The sequence below is a fragment of the Barnesiella propionica genome (assembly GCF_025567045.1).
GTDB lineage: Bacteria > Bacteroidota > Bacteroidia > Bacteroidales > Barnesiellaceae > Barnesiella_B > Barnesiella_B propionica.
In genome coordinates, this window is sequence record NZ_JAOQJK010000003.1 from 348,604 (window position 1) to 368,301 (window position 19,698).

At 42.3% G+C, this 19,698-nt stretch carries 10 protein-coding genes and 3 tRNA genes; 7 read left to right on the plus strand and 6 right to left on the minus strand.

Features of this window, described 5'->3' with window-relative positions; genetic code table 11:
* Positions 1-16 precede the first annotated feature (16 nt).
* A complete protein-coding gene (locus OCV73_RS06215; protein WP_147550414.1) occupies positions 17-919 on the plus strand; it encodes a DMT family transporter in 903 nt (300 codons plus the stop codon).
* Between the two features lie 74 nt (positions 920-993).
* Complete coding sequence (locus tag OCV73_RS06220) at positions 994-1,647, plus strand: DUF3256 family protein (protein ID WP_147550416.1); 654 nt, start codon at positions 994-996, stop codon at positions 1,645-1,647.
* A 79-nt stretch (positions 1,648-1,726) separates the two neighbouring features.
* Here the strand turns inward: OCV73_RS06220 and asnS are convergent, their stop codons facing one another.
* The 3 genes from asnS to purB form a co-directional block, all read right to left on the minus strand.
* Entirely contained in the window at positions 1,727-3,124 is a 1,398-nt protein-coding gene (gene asnS, locus OCV73_RS06225; RefSeq protein ID WP_147550418.1) for an asparagine--tRNA ligase, read from the minus strand.
* Between the two features lie 81 nt (positions 3,125-3,205).
* A complete protein-coding gene (locus tag OCV73_RS06230; protein ID WP_147550420.1) occupies positions 3,206-4,567 on the minus strand; it encodes a pseudouridine synthase in 1,362 nt (453 codons plus the stop codon).
* 372 nt (positions 4,568-4,939) lie between these two features.
* A complete protein-coding gene (gene purB, locus OCV73_RS06235; RefSeq protein WP_147550422.1) occupies positions 4,940-6,283 on the minus strand; it encodes an adenylosuccinate lyase in 1,344 nt (447 codons plus the stop codon).
* Positions 6,284-6,413: 130 nt separating this feature from the next.
* Between purB and OCV73_RS06240 the strand changes: the two genes are divergently transcribed.
* The 4 genes from OCV73_RS06240 (at position 6,414) to OCV73_RS06255 (ending at position 10,412) form a co-directional block, all read left to right on the plus strand.
* Positions 6,414-6,488, plus strand: a tRNA-Val gene (locus OCV73_RS06240).
* A gap of 56 nt (positions 6,489-6,544) precedes the next feature.
* Positions 6,545-6,619: transfer RNA gene (locus OCV73_RS06245), tRNA-Val, on the plus strand.
* Between the two features lie 53 nt (positions 6,620-6,672).
* A tRNA-Val gene (locus OCV73_RS06250) sits at positions 6,673-6,747 on the plus strand.
* Positions 6,748-6,920: 173 nt separating this feature from the next.
* On the plus strand, positions 6,921-10,412 hold the full coding sequence (locus tag OCV73_RS06255) for an AsmA-like C-terminal region-containing protein (protein WP_147550424.1): 3,492 nt from the start codon (positions 6,921-6,923) through the stop codon (positions 10,410-10,412).
* A 94-nt stretch (positions 10,413-10,506) separates the two neighbouring features.
* Here the strand turns inward: OCV73_RS06255 and OCV73_RS06260 are convergent, their stop codons facing one another.
* The 3 genes from OCV73_RS06260 to OCV73_RS06270 all read right to left on the minus strand — a co-directional run bounded on the left by OCV73_RS06260 (position 10,507) and on the right by OCV73_RS06270 (position 18,257).
* Entirely contained in the window at positions 10,507-15,267 is a 4,761-nt protein-coding gene (locus OCV73_RS06260) for a carboxypeptidase regulatory-like domain-containing protein (RefSeq protein ID WP_167551219.1), read from the minus strand.
* Between the two features lie 341 nt (positions 15,268-15,608).
* Positions 15,609-17,063: a sodium:solute symporter gene (locus tag OCV73_RS06265; RefSeq protein WP_147550428.1), complete on the minus strand. Its 1,455-nt coding sequence runs from the start codon at positions 17,061-17,063 to the stop codon at positions 15,609-15,611.
* Between the two features lie 27 nt (positions 17,064-17,090).
* A complete protein-coding gene (locus OCV73_RS06270) occupies positions 17,091-18,257 on the minus strand; it encodes an exo-beta-N-acetylmuramidase NamZ family protein (RefSeq protein WP_147550430.1) in 1,167 nt (388 codons plus the stop codon).
* Positions 18,258-18,618: 361 nt separating this feature from the next.
* Here OCV73_RS06270 and OCV73_RS06275 point away from each other — a divergent pair, with 361 nt between their 5' ends.
* Positions 18,619-19,692, plus strand: a complete 1,074-nt coding sequence (locus OCV73_RS06275; protein ID WP_147550432.1) for an HpaII family restriction endonuclease — start codon at positions 18,619-18,621, stop codon at positions 19,690-19,692.
* Positions 19,693-19,698: the final 6 nt, after the last annotated feature.

Below are 19,698 nucleotides of genomic sequence, written 5' to 3' on the forward strand. Positions count from 1 at the left end.
ACAATTCATCCTCACCATGTGGCTATCGCTTGCTTTTTTATCGGCATTATTGCTGGGTATCTACGAGATATTTAAAAAAACCGCACTGAACAATAACGCCGTAATCCCGGTATTGTTTCTCAACACTGTATTTTGCAGCCTTTTATTTCTTCCGGCCATCATATTATCTTACGGATTCCCTGAATATATAAAACATACTATGTTTTATGTGCCGCATGTACCTTTAAGTACGCATTTCTATATTATCCTCAAATCGGCCATAGTCCTTTCCTCCTGGATATTCGCCTATTTTGCCACCAAAAATCTCCCTCTGACGATTGCCGGAACCATACGGGCATCTCAACCAATACTCACCTTATTGGGTGCATTACTCATATTCGGAGAACGCCTTAACCTATATCAATGGATAGGAGTAACTCTCGCCATTATATCTTTCTTTCTTCTTTCTTCTGCCGGTAAAAAAGAAGGAATACATTTCAAACACAACAAATGGATATTCTTTATTGTACTGGCCACTTTGTTCGGTGCGGCGAGCGGACTATATGATAAATACCTGATGACGCATATCGACCGCATGACCGTACAAGTATGGTACACTTGGTACCAAATACCTATCATGGGTGCTATCCTGCTGTTTATCTGGTATCCGAAACGGAAAAACAGCACTCCCTTTCGATGGAAATACAGTATTTTCTTTATTTCTTTTTTTCTGGTCATTGCAGATTTCATATATTTTTACGCCCTCAGTTTCCCCGATTCCATGATCTCGATCGTATCTATGGTGCGGCGGAGTAATGTAATTATCAGTTTTATCGGTGGAGCTATCATTTTCAGGGAAAAGAATATTCGTAATAAAGCGATAGATTTACTGCTCGTGCTTTTGGGAATGTTCTTCCTGTATTTAGGAACCCGAACATAGTATAAAATATCCTACAACACTTGTGTACGGTCCAATAATATGTATATTTGTAAAAACATACAACGTATATAAAAATGATGAAACGACATATATTGATATTTATAACAGTCCTGTTAGCCTGCCCGGTTATGCCGGCAGCGATGGAAAAAGCGGCAACACTATTTGCTATTATGCCGGACGAACTGTTAATGTCGGTTGAAGTAAACCGCCGTAAGGACATGATAGACCTGTTCCATTCGGGACAAAAGGCACAAGTAGAAAATAAGCTGAAAGGCAAAGCGACACTAACCGCCCTGACAGAAAACTTTCTATCTGTCGATCTGTCCGATAACAGCAGCATGCAGATAAAATTATTTCAGGCAGCAGATTCAACCAATATCATCGCTGTCATCAACACGGTTTGCGGACCGGCCTGCGACAGCCGCATCGATTTTTACGACCAGAACTGGAAAGCTTTAGAACAAAGATATTTCATTGAATTGCCCGACATTAACGATTTTATTACGTTACCGGAAAAATCTTCCGATGAACAAAAATACGATGCCGAAGTTATCGACATGATATTGATGCAATATTCATTCGACCCGGAAAACGATACTCTCAGTATTTCTTTCCATCCTAATGAATATATGCTGGATGATATGTATAAGAAAGTGGAACCCTATCTGAACGATCAGCCTGTACAATTCAGCTGGGACGGCAAGAAATTTATCCGCTTCAAGCCATGATAATCTATAATTCCTGAATAAAAAGACCGGGCTGCAAAAGTAATGCAGCCCGGTCTTTTTATATCTGATAAGCCGGTTATCAGAACTCGGCATTTTTGGGTGTACGCGGGAAAGGTATCACATCGCGGATATTCGTCATACCAGTTACAAAAAGAACCAGACGTTCGAAGCCCAATCCGAAACCGGAATGAGGAGCTGAACCAAAACGACGTGTATCCAAATACCACCACATATCTTTCATAGGTATATGAAGCTCTTCAATGCGTTCCATCAGCTTATCATAATTTTCCTCACGCTGGGAACCGCCTATAATTTCTCCGATCTTCGGAAAAAGTACGTCCATGGCCCTTACAGTCTTACCGTCTTCGTTAAGTTTCATATAGAAAGCTTTAATTTCTTTCGGGTAATCGGTAAGGATAACCGGTTTTTTGAAATGTTCCTCTACCAGATAACGTTCATGTTCCGACTGCAAATCAGCACCCCAGTAAACCGGATATTCGAATTTATGGCCGGATTCCTCAAGTATCTTCACACCCTCGGTATAAGGCAACCGCACAAAGTCGTTTTCAACAATGAATTTAAGACGGTCTATCAGGTCTTTATCATACATTTCGCAAAGGAATTCCAAATCATCCTTACAATGATCCAAAGCGTATTGTATAAGGTATTTGAGAAAATCCTCCGCCAAATCCATATTTTCTTTTATTTCATTAAAAGCCACTTCAGGTTCGACCATCCAAAATTCAGCCAAATGACGGGGAGTGTTGGAATTTTCCGCACGGAAAGTAGGCCCGAACGTGTAAATAGCTCCCAGAGCCATAGCCCCCAGTTCGCCTTCGAGCTGGCCCGATACGGTGAGACTGGCCTGTTTTCCGAAGAAATCTTGTGTATAATCTATAGCACCTTCCTCGGTACGCGGTAATTTGTTCATATCCAGAGTAGTTACCTGAAACATTGCTCCGGCTCCTTCACAATCCGAAGCTGTAATCAGTGGCGTATTCAGATAAAAATATCCCCTGTCATTGAAATATTTATGAATAGCATACGCCATATTGTGGCGTATACGTAATACGGCTCCGAACGTATTGGTACGCGGGCGCAAATGAGCGATCTCACGGAGAAACTCCAGCGTATGACCTTTTTTCTGCAAAGGATATACGGTAGGATCGGCTCCCCCATATATTTCGATAGCATCGGCCTGTATTTCAGCTTGCTGACCTTTTCCCTGAGATTCAACCAATGTTCCGGTCACGCTTAAGCATGCACCTGTGGTAACAGGTCTCAGAAAATCCTCATCGAATTTCTCAAGATCCACAACTATCTGTATGTTCTTAATGGTAGAACCGTCGTTCAATGCTATGAAATTGACGTGTTTATTTCCCCTGCGGGTACGCACCCAACCTTTCACATTAATCTTTTTCCCATAAAGAGCGGCGTCAAACGCATCTACGACTTTAGTTCTGCTTATTGTTTCCATTGTTATATAATTTACTTATCACTTTATAACAGCAATCTCTGCCGTAGAACCGGCAGAGACCGCGTGATGAATATTTCTCAATTATTCGAAAGCCCCCATATGCAACATGTTCACCTCTTGTTGCGTGAGGTAGCGCCAGCGGCCCCGTTGCAGATTTTTCTTGGTAAGACCGGCAAAATACACACGATCCAGTTTTACGACATGATAACCCATCGCCTCAAAAATACGGCGGACGATACGGTTACGCCCGGAATGGATCTCTATACCTATCTGATTTTTGTCGGTGTCGGTAGCATAACTTACCGCATCAGCATGTATAGGTCCGTCTTCCAACTCTATACCGTCGGCAATACGCTGCATATCTTCTTCGCTTACATCCTTATCGGTCCATACATGATATATCTTTTTCTTCACAAACTTAGGATGGGTAAGCTTGGAAGCCAAGTCTCCGTCATTAGTAAGCAACAATACTCCGGTCGTATTCCTGTCAAGGCGTCCCACAGGGTATATACGCTCTGTACAGGCATTCCGTACGATATCCATAACCGTAAGACGCCCCTGAGGATCGTCCGAGGTAGTCACACAGTCTTTCGGCTTATTCAATAAAACATATATTTTACTTTCCAGCGTCACTACTTTATCCTGATAAGTTACCATATCATTCCGGGTAATCTTGGTTCCTAATTCCGTAACGACCTCGCCGTTCACCTTCACTAATCCCTGCTGTATATATTCGTCCGCTTCACGACGTGAACATATGCCTGCATTGGCCATATATTTATTCAAACGGATCGGAGCATTCATATCCACTTCCGGTTGTTCATATTCTATGCGGCGGGGACGCGGAGTAAAACGGGTTTGTTCATTGTTCCTGTTAAATCCGCCCCGGTTATTATTATAACCATTACGGTTATTAAATCCTCCGCGGTTGTTATTATACCCGCCCCGGTTATTTCCGGACGGCCGGTTATTGTAAGGACGGGAACCGCCATTATTATTTCCATAAGAAGATCGGTTGGCAGTATTATAAGGACGGGGGGCATAAGGACGCTCTCCTCCTTCCGTATTACCGTACGGCCGGTCGTTATTATAACGTGGTTTATTATAATTCCCCCGGTTGTTGCTATAATCGTTACGGTTATTATTACCATAACTATTATTATTCCGGTTATTGTTATAAGGACGGTTGGTGGTATTATAATTGCGTTCCCCAACTTCGTTATTATTGTTGTTATAACTGTTATAGTTATTCTGGTTATAGCGGGGCTTGTTATAAGAAGGACGTTCGCTATTGTAGTTCACATCTGGTTTCCCATCCATATCTGCTGCATTGTCGTCTCTCCTGTTATACTCTATTTTTTCGTATCTTCCGGTATTACCTTCACGGCTGACACCCTTGTTCTCTCCAATACGGGGTCGTCTTACTTTTTTTTCGCTTTCCATAGGGAAAAAATTTTAATTGTAATTTACTATTTTATATAGCCTCTCGGCTACACCTTAAAAAAATTAATACTCTAAGTATTCGATAATTATCTCGTTGCAAAGATGCTAATATTTTTTTGAATTCCGGCAAAAAAGAATAAAAAATATGCCATCCTGACAATAAATAAACGGAGATAATACCCATTTGTTTAATGCATACCGCCTTTTTTCCCGACTTTTTCATTCAGCAAAAGCTATTAGTTTAATTCCCAGCAATATCGGATCGCTCATAAAATATCCGGCACCCGTCGATAACCGTCTTTCCATTTTCAGGAATAAAGAAAAAACGGGCCCGAATTTACATCCAGACCCGTTCTTTAATATTTGCATCTTTCAAAATCCGGTATAAGTATGGGGAGTCAGAGCTCTCAATTCCTCTTTTACCGATTCGGATATATTCAATGTTTCGATAAACGCATGTATAGATTCGCGATTCACGACCGAATTGGTACGAGTGAGCTCTTTCAAAGTCTCATATGGCTTAGGGTAACCTTCCCGGCGCAAAATAGTCTGTATACCTTCGGCTACCACATTCCACATATTATCCAGATCGCTGTAAATAGCAGGCTCGTTCAATAATAATTTATGCAAACCTTTCAACGTGCTCTTAAAAGCAATAAGAGTATGAGCCAAAGGGACACCTACATTTCGCAGTACCGTAGAATCCGTAAGATCCCGCTGCAAACGAGAAATAGGCAACTTGCCCGACAGGTGCTCGAAAACCGCATTGGCAATACCCAGATTTCCTTCGGAATTTTCATAATCTATAGGATTCACCTTATGAGGCATTGCAGAGGACCCTATTTCTCCGGCTTTGATCTTCTGCTTAAAATATTCCATAGAAATATATTGCCAGAAATCCCGGTCCAGATCCATCACAATCGTATTGATACGACGAAGGGCATCGAAAAGATCCGCCAGATTATCATAATTGGATATCTGGGTAGTCCACTCTTCCCTCTCGATTCCTAACCGTTTTTTCAAAAAACTGTTGGCAAATTCCCTCCAGTCGATAACAGGATATGCCAACCGATGCGCATTAAAATTGCCTGTAGCCCCACCGAATTTTCCACTGAGAGGAACTCTCTTCAGGTGTGCCAGCTGCTGTTCGAGACGATAACCGAAAACCCTCATCTCCTTCCCCAAGCGCGTAGGAGACGCCGGCTGCCCGTGTGTCTTCGCCAGCATAGGAATATCTTTCCACTCTTCGGCATACCGGTTTATTAAATCGATAAGTTCATCCAATACAGGATAATACGTATTTTCCAACGCTTCCTTTATAGAAAGGGGAACCGCCGTATTATTAATATCCTGTGAAGTAAGCCCGAAGTGTATGAACTCTTTATAAGCTTCCAAATGCAACTCGTCAAATTTTTCTTTCAGGAAATATTCGACAGCCTTCACATCATGATTGGTTATCGACTCTATCGACTTGATTTTTTCGGCATCGGCATCGGTAAAGTTCTTGTAGATATCCCGCAATACAGGAAATAACGATCCGTCCACTCCTGCCAGCTGGGGTAAAGGCAGTTCACACAATGCGATAAAATATTCGATCTCTACCCGTACGCGGTAGCGTATCAAGGCAAATTCGGAAAAATAAGGGGCCAGATCTTCTACTTTGCTCCGGTAACGTCCGTCAATAGGAGAAATGGCGGTTAATGCGGTTAATTCCATTGTAAAACGTTTCAATTTTCGTACAAAAATAATGTTTCCTACGGGAATTCTTATACAAAATTTCGCTTTTTTATTTTGAAGATAAAAAAATAGTATTACCTTTGCAACGCTTTATCGAAAAGATTCTTTCGGGCGTTTAGCTCAGCTGGTTCAGAGCATCTGCCTTACAAGCAGAGGGTCGGCGGTTCGAATCCGTCAACGCCCACTTCCAAAAATTACCGAGCGAGGTAATTGATATAGGACATAGAAAACTGATAAAGAGGGCGTTTAGCTCAGCTGGTTCAGAGCATCTGCCTTACAAGCAGAGGGTCGGCGGTTCGAATCCGTCAACGCCCACTTCTTTATTTTAATCTATATATATTTCAGAGTATTTCGGTACTCCTCTTTTCGGGCGTTTAGCTCAGCTGGTTCAGAGCATCTGCCTTACAAGCAGAGGGTCGGCGGTTCGAATCCGTCAACGCCCACTTTCGAATGGCACTTGTGATTTTCCGCAGGTGTTTTTTAGTTTATCACCCCCTCCATTCGAGGCCAGAACCAAAATTACTTCGCTTTTCGCTTATATATAATTTTCTTCTTCGGTTCGGGATAATATTAACAAAGGAACTTATCTTTGTAATCCAATACATTTTTCCGCATTATGACAGAACACAAATTACCTAAAAAGAAAAAACGCTTGCTCAGGATATTGGCTGGAATCCTCTTTGCCATCCTGACTTTACTGATCATAGTATTACTTGCCGTGTATATCATACTGACACCCGCAAGACTTACCTCCATAGTGAACAAATGCGCAAATGAATATCTGGATGCACAGGTAAAACTGGAACATGTAGAACTATCTTTATTCAAAGACTGGCCTGCCGTCTCGCTGGACGTAGCAGGAGGTGAAATCATTTCCCATGCTTTCCACAACGACAGCAATCACATCCGGCTGGAAAGTAACGGAAGCGATTCTTTACTTCGGTTCGACAAATTGCATATTTCGGTAAATCTGCACCAAATATTGCAAAATAAACTGGTCATTAATTCCATACACATATCCCGGCCCTATATCCATGCCTTTGTTTCTTCATGCGGCAAAGTCAACTGGGATATATTTCCTTCGGATGGAAACGACACCGTTCCGCCGTCCACTCCTCTTTTTATACCGGAAATACAGGTTAAAAAAATTATAATAGAGAAACCGGGAGAAGTCATTTATGAAAGCCGTCCCGACAGCTTGTGGGCAAAAATAGACCTGGGACGATTCGACTTTACGGGAAACAAATCTTCCTATACGATAGACATACTCACTTCCCTGTCTGCACGTATGGGAGAACTGGTTTACTGCAGGAACCTTTCCCTGGGAATTCAGGGAGGAATAGACTGGAGCATGAAAAAGCCCGAAGAAATAACATTCAGAAACCTTGCCTTTTCGGTAGACAGCATGCCTGTAACTTTAGACGGTACACTTATCATGGGAGGCAAAGAGATAAAATCACAACTGGTCTGCCGGGCCGGACAATTATCGGTTCCGCGTCTCATCCGTCTCGTCCCCAAAGAAATGCTCCCGGCTCTACAAAAAATAAATACCGACTTGTCGGTCGATCTGAAAACGACTATAACCGGAAGCTACGAATTTAACAAAGGAACGATCCCTGCCTTTACTATCGATTGCCGGGTCCCGAAAGGACACTTATATTACGGCGACACCAAACTTAAACTGGAAAATTTCGTCCTGGACGCCTCATTAAAATTCACTCCGCAATCTCCCGATTCCACCTATTTTATTCTACGCAAGCTGGATATACAAGGAACAGGTATAGCACTACAGACAAATGGTTCCGTACACAACATTCCGGCAGATCCGGACGTAGAATATCAGGCATCCGGAAACATAGACCTGAATACCCTGTCGGCTTTATATCCCCCTCGCGACAACATCGTAACCAGAGGAAAGATATCTTTAGACACCCGGGGGAAATTTCTTCTAAGTCAACTAAATATACAACATATCGGAAATACACGCATCCGTGGAAAAATAAGTTTAAACAAGCTATTTATCAGGATTCCGAACGACTCTCTGGCCCTTTTCGTAAACAACGGTGTCCTGCGTTTCGGTTCAACCGAAAATAGACGGGATACTACTATCGAAAAAGGACTTGAGATGTTACGTATGTCGGCCCGTATCGACACGGCTTATTTCTTCTATAAAAGAAGAATTATGATAAATACTTCCGATGCCCGCATACGGTTGCAATCGGCTGCAGAAGGACTGCAAAAAGACACGACACGCATACATCCGCTGTCGGGCTCCATATCGGCCGGATCTTTCGAGATGAAAGGAATAGACTCGACACGCATTCGCATCCGGAAAGCACATTGCGGACTCCGGATATTACCGTCAAAAGAGAACGCCCGTATTCCGGTACTGGACCTGGATATAGAGGCTAAACGAATTATGGCAAGAAGTACGATAGACCGCTATTCCCTTACAGACGGAAGCATTCGCATAGAAGCGACACTCACTCCGAAAAGAGGAACAAACAGCCGTTTGGCACATTATCTGGATTCGCTGCAACAAATCTACCCGGGGATACCCCGGGATTCGTTATTACGGCATGCTCATCCCCGCAAACGTAAAATAGTACAGGATGAACTGGCCGATTCGGATCTGGACCTGAAAGCCGACTCGCAGATAGCCGAATTCATCCGGAAATGGCAAATCCAGGCAACTGTAAAAGCCCGCTCGGGAAGATTCGTCACCCCTTATTTTCCACTACGGAACCGACTGGAAAATGTAAATTTCCATGCAGATATGAATGAAGTAGGAATCCATAATACTACGCTGAAATCCGGTCGTTCCAACCTTACCCTCAACGGGCACATCTCCAACATAAGAAGGGTTTTACTGGACAGGGGAGCACTGAATATCGATATCGACCTTAAATCGGACACCCTCGATGCCAACGAACTTATCCGGGCTTTAAATTCGGGCATGTCCTTTGCCGGAAGCTCGGAAGAGAAACAGCAGCAAATGAAAGACGCGGCCGACGAAACCGAATTACAGGCTCTCATCGAAGAAAACAATACCGATACGGTTTCCCGAGCGCTGGTCATACCGAAAAATATTAATCTGCATATCGGGCTGAACGTGGACTACGGAGAATATGCCAACCTGAAACTGTTCGGGTTAAAAGGAGACCTTCTGGCACGTGACCGATGTTTGCAATTAAAGGAACTGACGGCAGAAACCGACGCCGGACGCATGTCCATGACTGCTTTGTACGCCAACCGCGGTCGGAACGATATTACGGCAGGATTTGATTTGGAAATGCACGACATACAGGTAGAACGCCTTATTCAACTCGTTCCTTCGGTAGACTCCCTGATGCCTATGCTAAGATCCATGGAAGGAGAAATAAACTGCCAAATTGCAGCGACGACCGAAGTGGACTCTCTGATGAATCTTAAACTGCCGACTCTGCAAGCCGTATGCCGCATTAAAGGCGAAAACCTCGTATTGCTCGATGGAGAAACCTTTACCGAGATATCCAAAATGCTGCATTTCAAGAACAAGAAACGCAACCTCATCGACAAAGTATCGGTAGAAATGATGGTACATGACAACGAACTCGACATGTTCCCATTCATACTGGAGATGGACCGCTATAAAGTAGCCGTAGGAGGTGTACACAAACTGGATATGTCATTCAACTACCACATATCGGTACTTAAATCTCCAATCCCGTTCAAACTGGGAATCAACATTTCGGGGACTATGGACAAAATGAAATTCCGTTTAGGTAAAGCAAAGTACAAAGAAAAGAACATACCCAGCTATGTAACCCTTATCGACACGACTCGTATCAACCTGAAACAAAGCATCCTGAATGCATTCCGAAGAGGAACCGCGGCAGCTTTAAAACAGGCAATACCTACCAAAGCCCTTCCCCGGGATACGTTGCTGCAGCAGGAAACGGAAATGTTATCCGCGTCGGACAGCATTCAACTGATACAAAGCGGAATTATCAGTACCCCCGAAATAATAGAGGAAAAAGAGATAAAAAAGAAAGAACCTGATAAAAAAGAAATGGTATCTGACCATAAAGCATCTGCCATATTAAGAGAGGAGAAAAATAAAAAATAATACAATTCAATTACTTCGCACTCATTTCAAATATAAAGACGGGGATGCAGTTGACATCCCCGTCTTTTATTAGAAAATATTCACCTGACGTCCATTACTTCCTGACCACAAACTTATGCAAGGCAATCCCTCCTTTATGAGTTATTTTTAACAGATATACACCCTCGTCCAGATTTTCCACATTAATAACCGGTTGAGAAATATCATATACTCCAAGAGATGTTCCCGTAATGCTCAAAATTTCTGCTTGATCGTATATCCCCTCAATATGAAGTTTATTCTTTACCGGATTAGGATACAAAGTGATATTATTTTCCAAGGGTGATTCCATGCCCAAAGTAGAAACCACAAAATCAATAGTTTCCATTTCCGATTTAGCAGACGAATATACCGATCTGACACCAGCCTGATATGTACCGTTTACCAACTCAGTAAATTTATATTCTGTCTCCTGAGTCGTAGTTATCATCTTTCCATTCAGGTAAACTTCATATTCAACAGGAATAGCGGGAACTCTTGCTGGCGCATTCCGCCCCGGGATATCAAGTCCTATATAAATATCATCCACCATAAATATGAAACGGTTTTTAGAAGTACAGTTAATCGTTACATATTTGGCTTCCGCAGGTATGTCGTAACGGAACTGGGTCCAGGCTCCAACCGGAACCTCTACATCATTCGTAAGCCAAATAAAATCTTCAGCCGCTTTCCCTGTTAACGAATACCCTACGCGGAAGGTTTCCAGTCCGTCATCATCACTATACGTCTGCGCATAGAATGAAATAATAAAATCCTTTTTAAAGTTCAATTCTGGAGAAATCAAATAATCGTCATTAGCTCCGGTCCTCGAAACAAAGCTTGCCAGGAATTTGACACCGCTATGCGCCGGCATAGTACGTTCCAATTCTTCATGGGTAGCGGACGGATTAAACACTATGTATGCCATAGGTTCAAGCATTCCTGGAAACTCTATTCCACCGAAACCAAAAGTTCTTCCTTCATCTCCATCGATATAACTCCATCCCAAATCGCCCGCAGAATTAACAGCATAATCCGTATGTCCTTCAAAATCTTCAAATAGACCCGCATTTTTATTCCAAGAGAACAATCGCTCTGAAGGTTCGCCTGTTTCTTGTATTGACAAGTCATAGGGAGGTGTTATAATCTCCTTCAATTCATAAACATCGCTGTTATATGAAGCGGCCGATGAGAAATCAACGTCATTCTTTATAAATACCTCATATCCCTCTAATTCTATTTTTATATCATAAATACCTTTCCATACTCCATCAAACAAAACTTTATTATCAGTATTCACCGATGCTGTATAAATATGTTTATTATCTTTATGGACAAGAGTTACTATAGCCCCTTCTGCACTCAGACCGGTATTTACCGAAGTATTTATACAAACGGAGGTCAACATATCTTTCGCAACTGTATTGGAATAGGTTGCTTCAGAACTTAAATTCCCTGTATAAACTGCCCTCACGGCATATTTATATACTCCCTGGTTGGTAGTCCCCCATGAATTATCTACTAAATATCTTTCTTTTATCGGTGACGGTGTAAGTAATTCCCAAAGCTCAGGATTCTCTTCTTCTCCTTCTTTCAGTTTCCAGACATTATAAACAACGGAAGATAAAACATCCGATTTAGCAGAAGGCATGCGAGTCATTACCGGTGCGGACAGAACACCTTTTTCCAGTGATATGCCATTTTGAGATTTAGGCATCAGCCCGTATTCCGGTAATATCTCTTTCGCAAATTTCATATGAACCGCATTCTCTTCTTTGGGAGTTCCTTTAGCACGTATCATAAGATTTCCCGTAACATTGCTATTTTCTATATAGTCATACTCACCCGTCGTATAATCTATAGAAAAACAATGAGTATTTGTTACAAAAGGATATTCCGCATCGGTCCCCGTATCTATTCCTATCGAAAGGTATCCGGCTACACTCAAAGCGATCATAAATCCATTAGGAGCATCGACCGCATCAGGTAAAACATGATTGCACCATTCCATAGGAGTATTCGGAACATCCATAGCCGAATATAAAACCTTGGAAGTCGGTTTTCCGTTTTTGTCCAGATCCATAATAAACACATTGACTAACTTATTTCTCCTTTCGCTGGTAGTAAACCAACTTACTTCAGACAAAACAGCGGGAGTCTTGTGTATAGACCCGATAATCGTATTTACCGTAACGCCTTTCGACAAACCAACCTGACCGGTAACAGTTCCGTCATCATAGCGGAATTCATAATCGCTATACGGAACTTCCCAAGTAATATTTACCTTTTGATCCTGAACTTCGGCCAAAGCCCATACCGGTGCGGTAATCTTATCTTTCATAGAAATAGTACCGCACGAATAATCCCCTGTTATATCAATTGTATGAGAAAAAGACTCAAGCCGAGCTTTCGATACTGTCATCGTATAACCTGCAGCCTCATATACATCAGGAATTTCAAATGTACCATCCGATGAGCTATGTCCTATATAACTATGATAGCCGCTCAAAACGATCTTTGCGCCGTCTACCGCTTCACCTCTCACATCTATTATTTGTCCCGATACTTTATAAACGGCAAGTTTTGTCATTTCTATGTTCAAATCCAATGCCTCTTTCTCTGCGATGGTCACCTCCTTATTTATCAGGTGATAACCTAACTTCTCAACCTGGTAATTATATGTTCCCGCTTCTATATACGGAACACTGAAGTTTCCATCCTCATCGGACATAGCTTCTGCCACGATATTATCTCCCTGCAGAAAAACAACTCTGGCACTTTCCACAGCATTGCCACTTTCCGTTATTTTTCCATTTACTGCACCCGCTGTATTTACAGTTACGGCAACATTGGTCAATTGACAGAACTGCCCGATTCCCGTCGGCGTAACAATCTCAAATCCTATATTATAATCCCCTGATTCAACTTCGGGAATGATTAATATAAAATGCTCGAGATCGCTAATTGAAGCCGTAGTAATAGTTCCCAGTTTTATAGTTTGGTCATCTACCGTATTCCCTTTTCCCATCGTTATATTCAATATCTCAGGAAAACCTTTATACGCGATCATATCGAACGTTAACTTATAAGGAATACCTTTCTCCAATGCTATGGGAGAAGATATCAGCCAATCATCAGCATCGGATATTGCAGCCCAGTATTCCGCACCGGTAACTACTATATCATAGAACATAGAACTTGTTCCTGTATTAAATTCCCAGGGATAGGTATCTTTATTCGCGTCAATCACGGTCCAAAGGCTTATCTCATCGTTATTTGCAAAAGAGCATGTATAAGGAACACTTAAGGAAGGCCCCAGCATTACGACGTTAGAGATCCCGATACCGCCTTTCCCGTCCTCATTGACCGCTTCTATCGTATAATAATATTGTTTTAACGTACTGATCGTATTATCGGTATATTCATTTCCGGGAACATTAACTGCAACCGCAACCTCATCGGGATAACGGGTGATATTATATTTCAGAGAATTAACATCTATCCATCCTCCGTTTAAACCTACGGCCGGAGCTTTCCAGCTCAACTTACCCGTATTGACTCCATCTTTTGTCAATACAATATCTGTCACGGCAGCAGGGATATCACGTCCCACAAATTTCATCGAGGACACAGGCATTCCTGCACCTTTGCCGTTTATTGCCAAGACTTTATAGATATTAAAGCCGTTTACGGCATTGGCATCGGTCCAATTTTCCCGGGCACCCGCAACGGGAGAATTCACAGTGTGTACCAACAATCCGTTCCTGTATATTTCAATTTTTGAAATATCCGAGAGAACATCTCCCTTCAGTGTTTTAGAAGGATTTGTCCAGCTGACAGACGCAGTCGTCGAACCGTTCTCTCCGCTCAAGACTGACATTTCTGTAGGCGCGGCAGGACTTCCATCATCCGGTAATGTGAAAGGAATATACAATCCTACTACTTCGCTATTCCCTCCTAAAGTTCCTATTTGAGCAGCTTCCCCGTTAGAAACATTTATCCTCATAAACATCGATTTCCCTTGCATATCGCATGCAGCCCAATATAATGTCCCATCGGTATGATCAAATTCCATCGACTGTAAATAACGGGGAACAAATCCCGTGTCACCGATTTTGGCAACCACACCTGAACTCTTGTCAAGGGCACACAAATATCCTTCTGCATTGATTCCATACAACATACCACTATAATCAGCAGCCAAAGTTGCCAACGGTTCACTCATTTTAGCCACTTTCGTATAAGCACCGCTCACCAGGTCTACTTTTCCCAAAACAGGAGTAGTATTATCCAAAGCAATAACAAACATCGTATTTGTACTGTAATCATAACTCATATCCTGATACTGGGTACTCATATAAGTATAATCGGCTATCTCCGAGACAGCTCCCGTATTCAGATCGACTGAAACGAATTTATCAGGACGAGAACCGAACATTGTAACAGTCATCGTGTAAACATAGTATTTACCGTTTGCATAGGCTCCCGCACAAGCCGACTTATCATTTGGGAAAAGCAGCGATACGTTAGCAGGATTCGAAACATCAAAAGAAGCTAAACCAGATTCTTCTATAATATCGTCATACACCAGAAAACCGTATGCGAGTTTACCATCTTGCATCGGGATTTTACTAATAGGATTAACTTTAGCAACTGATGTCCGCTCCTTAGATATTAGCCCCAATTGTTTTCCCCAAACTTTGTTTTGAAAAGGGCTTTCCATAAATTCACGCACCATTTCAGGCGTTACTTTCCGCGCATTGTTTTCAAGTCCGAATACAGAAAATGTCAGGAAGAAAAACAGAAACACGAAATAGCATTTCAATGTTTTTTTCATAAATATTATATTTAAAGGGTAAAAATAAAGATACATAGCATTAGATCTTCACTTAGCATAACATCAATACAATAAAAGCAAAAAGTAAAAACATTCAGCACTTCGGCCCCTAATATACATAAAATCTCATATACACAAAAAAAATAACACTAAAAATATCAATTTACAATCCTTTTGATAAAAAAATATTTTCATAGAACGTCCATATAGGAACTTGCAAGCGTGTTATTCCAAAATTCGGGAGACGACCAATATAGACAAATATCAACAATCTTTTCATCGCAATAAAAAATCCCTGTAGAAACTTATCTGCAGGGATTCAAAAAGATATAAATAATATATTACTTTTCTTTTTTCGTTAACAAAAGCAAGCCTACGAATGTAAAGAATGCATTTAATATCAACAGTTCAAAACCGAACTGATAACCGTTAAGCCAGTCTTCCGATTTTTTTTGTAAAATAAAGCACAACACCGGAGACAAAATAGCAACAATAGGAATATAGCGGTCACGTACCTTATTCTTCATAAAGATACCGAATACGAAGAGTCCCAGAATAGGACCGTAAGTATAACTGGCCAGCGCATATACCGCGTTAATGGCGCTGTCGTTACTCAACATATAGAAAGCAACGATCACCAAACCCATGATCACGGCCATACCTACATGCACTTTCTTACGGATGCGCGACACCTCCGCTTCCTCTTTTTTACGGGTACTACCCAAAATATCTACGGTAAAGGATGTAGTAAGGGCAGTCAATGCGGAACCGGCAGCCGAATATGCAGCAGCAACCAGTCCCAGTATGAACAATATCCCTACGATGGGAGGAAAAGAATGGTGCGTGGCGACCAGTGCAAACAACTCGTCTCCTTTTTCAGGTAAAGACAAATCGGGAGTATTTCTTACAAAATTATACATCAGTGTTCCCAGCAACAGGAATAAAGCAATTACGAAAAATTGCAGGATACTGCTCGTTACCATATTCTTCTGGGAATCGCGGAAATTCTTACAGCTCAAGTTACGCTGCATCATATCCTGGTCGAGCCCGGTCGTAGCAATAACCATGAAAATTCCGGCGAGGAACTGCTTGAAGAAATAACGCTTGTCGTTCACATCGTCAAAGAAAAAGATACGCGACGTATCGCTGTCGGATATGGAACGAACCATCCCTCCGAAATCAAGATGCAAATGAGCCGAGATATAATAAATACACAACCCTACCGAAAGGATAAGGCAAAAGGTCTTAAGCGTGTCGGTCCATACCAGCGACTTCACGCCTCCCTGGAACGTATAAAGCCATACCAGCCCCACCGTAAAAATAACATTCACCGAAAACGGTAAGCCCAACGGACCGAATACCAGTGGCTGTAAAACGACACATACCACGAAAAAACGCACGGCCGCTCCCAGCATCTTCGAAACGAAAAAGAACCAAGCTCCGGTCTTATAGGACTTCATCCCGAAACGGTCTTCCAGATAACCGTATATCGAGACCAAGTTCATTTTATAAAACAAGGGAATAAGGACAAAAGCGACTAGTATCTGCCCTACGACAAATCCCAAAACCATTTGCAGATAAGAGTAAGCACTTCCTTCCACCATTCCGGGAACCGATATAAAAGTCACGCCCGAGATCGTGGAACCTATCATGGCAAAAGCCACCACATACCACGGAGATTCACGGTTTCCGACGAAAAAGCCCTGATTATCGGCCTTACGGCCCGCGATATATGAAATTAGGAACAACAATATGAAATAACTGGCAATCGTGACCAGAACCAAATACGGACTCATAGGTATTTCTAAATTTAAAGGTTATTATTATTCAGCATAAAGGAGATAAGGAGCCCGCTGTTTTTTAAATTTCTCCACGTCGTCTTTCCACATGGCTTTTATTTCATCGGCGCTTTTCCCTTCCTTTATCATACGGCGTACATAATCCACGCCGATAAGTTTCTCGAAGAACGGACGGAAGAAATGATCTCCCAGGTTAAGGTTCCTGTAAGCGTCTATCACATAGGAAAGATCAAGACCTTTCTCCCATATTTCCTCATCGCTTTTGCCGCTTAGGTCTACCCCGTGACAAAGCTTATTCAGCAAAGGCGGATTTTTGGCGCCAGGGACACTACGGGGAGTGAACGAATAACTGTAACCTGTCATATTGGGATGACCGTACACCTTGAACGGCTTATCTGTTCCTCTTCCCAAGCTTACCGGGGTAGCTTCGAACAAACAGGTGGAAGGATACAAATAAATAGATTTCATGTCGGGTAAGTTAGGCGACGGAGCGACAGGCAGCTCATACATTGTGCGATGTGTGTAATTTTTACATTTAACAACCGTAACATCGCAGGTACGCGACGCCGTAAGCCAACGCTCCCCATTTACCATCATGGCAATCTCTCCCAGAGTCATACCATGCACAACCGGAACAGGCAGCCACCCCACCCCCGATTTATATCGCATATCCAGTATCGGGCCGTCCACATAATGTCCGTTGGGATTGGGCCGGTCGAGAATCAGCACTTTTTTATTGAACTCGGCGCAAGCATCCATCATCTTAACCATCGTTACATAATAAGTGTAGAAACGAAGGCCGACATCCTGTATGTCCACTATTAAAATATCGAAAGAACCCATTGCCTCGTTTCCCGGGCGGTTGAGTCCTCCTTCATACAAGGAACGAATAGGAATTCCGGTCTTTTCATCCACCGAACTTTTCACATGTTCGCCGGCATCCGCCGTTCCGCGAAATCCATGTTCAGGGGAAAATATAGCCGTAACGTTATACTTTTCCCGGTGCAACATATCCACCAGATGCTCATTCCCGATCATACCGGTATGATTGGAAAGGACGGCGATACGTTTATTTTTTAAAATAGGCAAATACACGTTGGTCTGTTCGGCTCCAACAATTACTTTTCCGGTCTTAGCCTGGCAACAAAACGTTATTGCGAAGCATAAAATAAGGAGTCTTAGCACTTTCATTAGACAAGATTTGATGATTTTTACAAACATACGGAGAAAAACTATAATTACAGTCATTATACTCTAAAAATAGTTTAATATATCTCAAAAAGATAATTTATATGCCACTGACAAATATTTTTATCATGAAAAGAAATACAAAGGGAAACCGTTTGTGCTGAATCATAAAAAGGGCGGATGCCGTTACCGGCACTCGCCCCTTCTACTTCTTAAAATCAAACTAAATAACAACACTATAACCTATATATTTTACAAACCACTTTCACCATATAGGTAGTAACCGGAGACAAATACCGTTACTCTTTTGCTATAAAACAAAATAACTTGTATTTTTGTTCTGCAAACGCTAAAAAAACAATTCATGGCACTATCGGGAAACAGTAATGATTGGTCAGGTGTCTACGCCCTTGTCGAGATTTTACATACCGGTTCTTTAATCCCCGGCGCGCCGAACCTTTCGGCACAAGATACGGAAATGCCTGTAAGCCGTGTTTACCGGGAAGATGTTCAGGGTATCGTAACATACCGGATACAGCCTGAAAAAATAACGGTAAAATGCGGCGATGCCGAAACAGAGATATGCCGGGAAGAATTGGAACAAGCAGCCAATGTATTATTCAGCCATATCCGGAAAGGACTGCCGGAAGAAAACGAAATACCGGAAGCAGAAGACATGCTGGAGAAACTTCGGTTCTCGGAATTTCAATCCGTATCGGAAGACAGAAGTGACTTCACCGTTTTCTATTTCAATACCGGAACCGGCTGCGAACAAAGCTCTCCGGTAACAGTAAAGTCCCTTCCGGCGGGAGTTTTCCTGCTCCCGGCCCACCGGGCCGCCAATCTGAAATACGACATCCTGCAGGTAAAATTCTCCAATCCCGAATCGAACAGGATCAACCGGATAGACGGTCCGCAGGAAGTACGAATGGGGCTCATAGAGATTATGAGACTGGGAGCTAAATTAAAATATACGGCTCCGGAGAGCAAGATATTCCAAGACAACCTTTCCCTCGTCGACCTGCACTTCCCCAAATTACTGGCGGAGATCACACGGTTGTTCTTCACGACGGAACTAACTACCGTGGAAACAATCGTCGAAGAGATAAAAGTTACCAACCCGTACAAAATACGGGAAGAACTCATCATAAAGAACGGTTTTTACGAATACAAAGTAAAACAATTCCTGCATGCCCTGACCGCAGGTATGAAACCGGCCAAGATATACCGGGGATACGGCCGTCCTCTTTCCCATCTGCTTGTTACCCGGAAAGGCGGATTGCGCTTCTACTCGGCGGACGATCCGGAACCCTTCGACAATTATCTTTTCCGTAACGCCCGTTTACAAGTAGCGGATTGTGAAAAGCATAAATTCGGTTTCATAGAGAAAGAGAACGGACAATGGCTTATCAAACTGAACACGACCATTTCATTATAACCGCTT

Excerpts from the sequence above, each read along its gene's own strand:
- OCV73_RS06230 (WP_147550420.1), bottom strand. The coding sequence starts at position 4,567 with ATGGAAAGCGAAAAAAAAGTAAGACGACCCCGTATTGGAGAGAACAAG.
- OCV73_RS06260 (WP_167551219.1), bottom strand. The coding sequence starts at position 15,267 with ATGAAAAAAACATTGAAATGCTATTTCGTGTTTCTGTTTTTCTTCCTG.
- OCV73_RS06270 (WP_147550430.1), bottom strand. The coding sequence starts at position 18,257 with ATGAAAGTGCTAAGACTCCTTATTTTATGCTTCGCAATAACGTTTTGT.
- OCV73_RS06220 (WP_147550416.1), top strand. The coding sequence starts at position 994 with ATGATGAAACGACATATATTGATATTTATAACAGTCCTGTTAGCCTGC.
- OCV73_RS06275 (WP_147550432.1), top strand. The coding sequence starts at position 18,619 with ATGGCACTATCGGGAAACAGTAATGATTGGTCAGGTGTCTACGCCCTT.
- asnS (WP_147550418.1), bottom strand. The coding sequence starts at position 3,124 with ATGGAAACAATAAGCAGAACTAAAGTCGTAGATGCGTTTGACGCCGCT.
- OCV73_RS06255 (WP_147550424.1), top strand. The coding sequence starts at position 6,921 with ATGACAGAACACAAATTACCTAAAAAGAAAAAACGCTTGCTCAGGATA.
- purB (WP_147550422.1), bottom strand. The coding sequence starts at position 6,283 with ATGGAATTAACCGCATTAACCGCCATTTCTCCTATTGACGGACGTTAC.
- OCV73_RS06265 (WP_147550428.1), bottom strand. The coding sequence starts at position 17,063 with ATGAGTCCGTATTTGGTTCTGGTCACGATTGCCAGTTATTTCATATTG.
- OCV73_RS06215 (WP_147550414.1), top strand. The coding sequence starts at position 17 with ATGTGGCTATCGCTTGCTTTTTTATCGGCATTATTGCTGGGTATCTAC.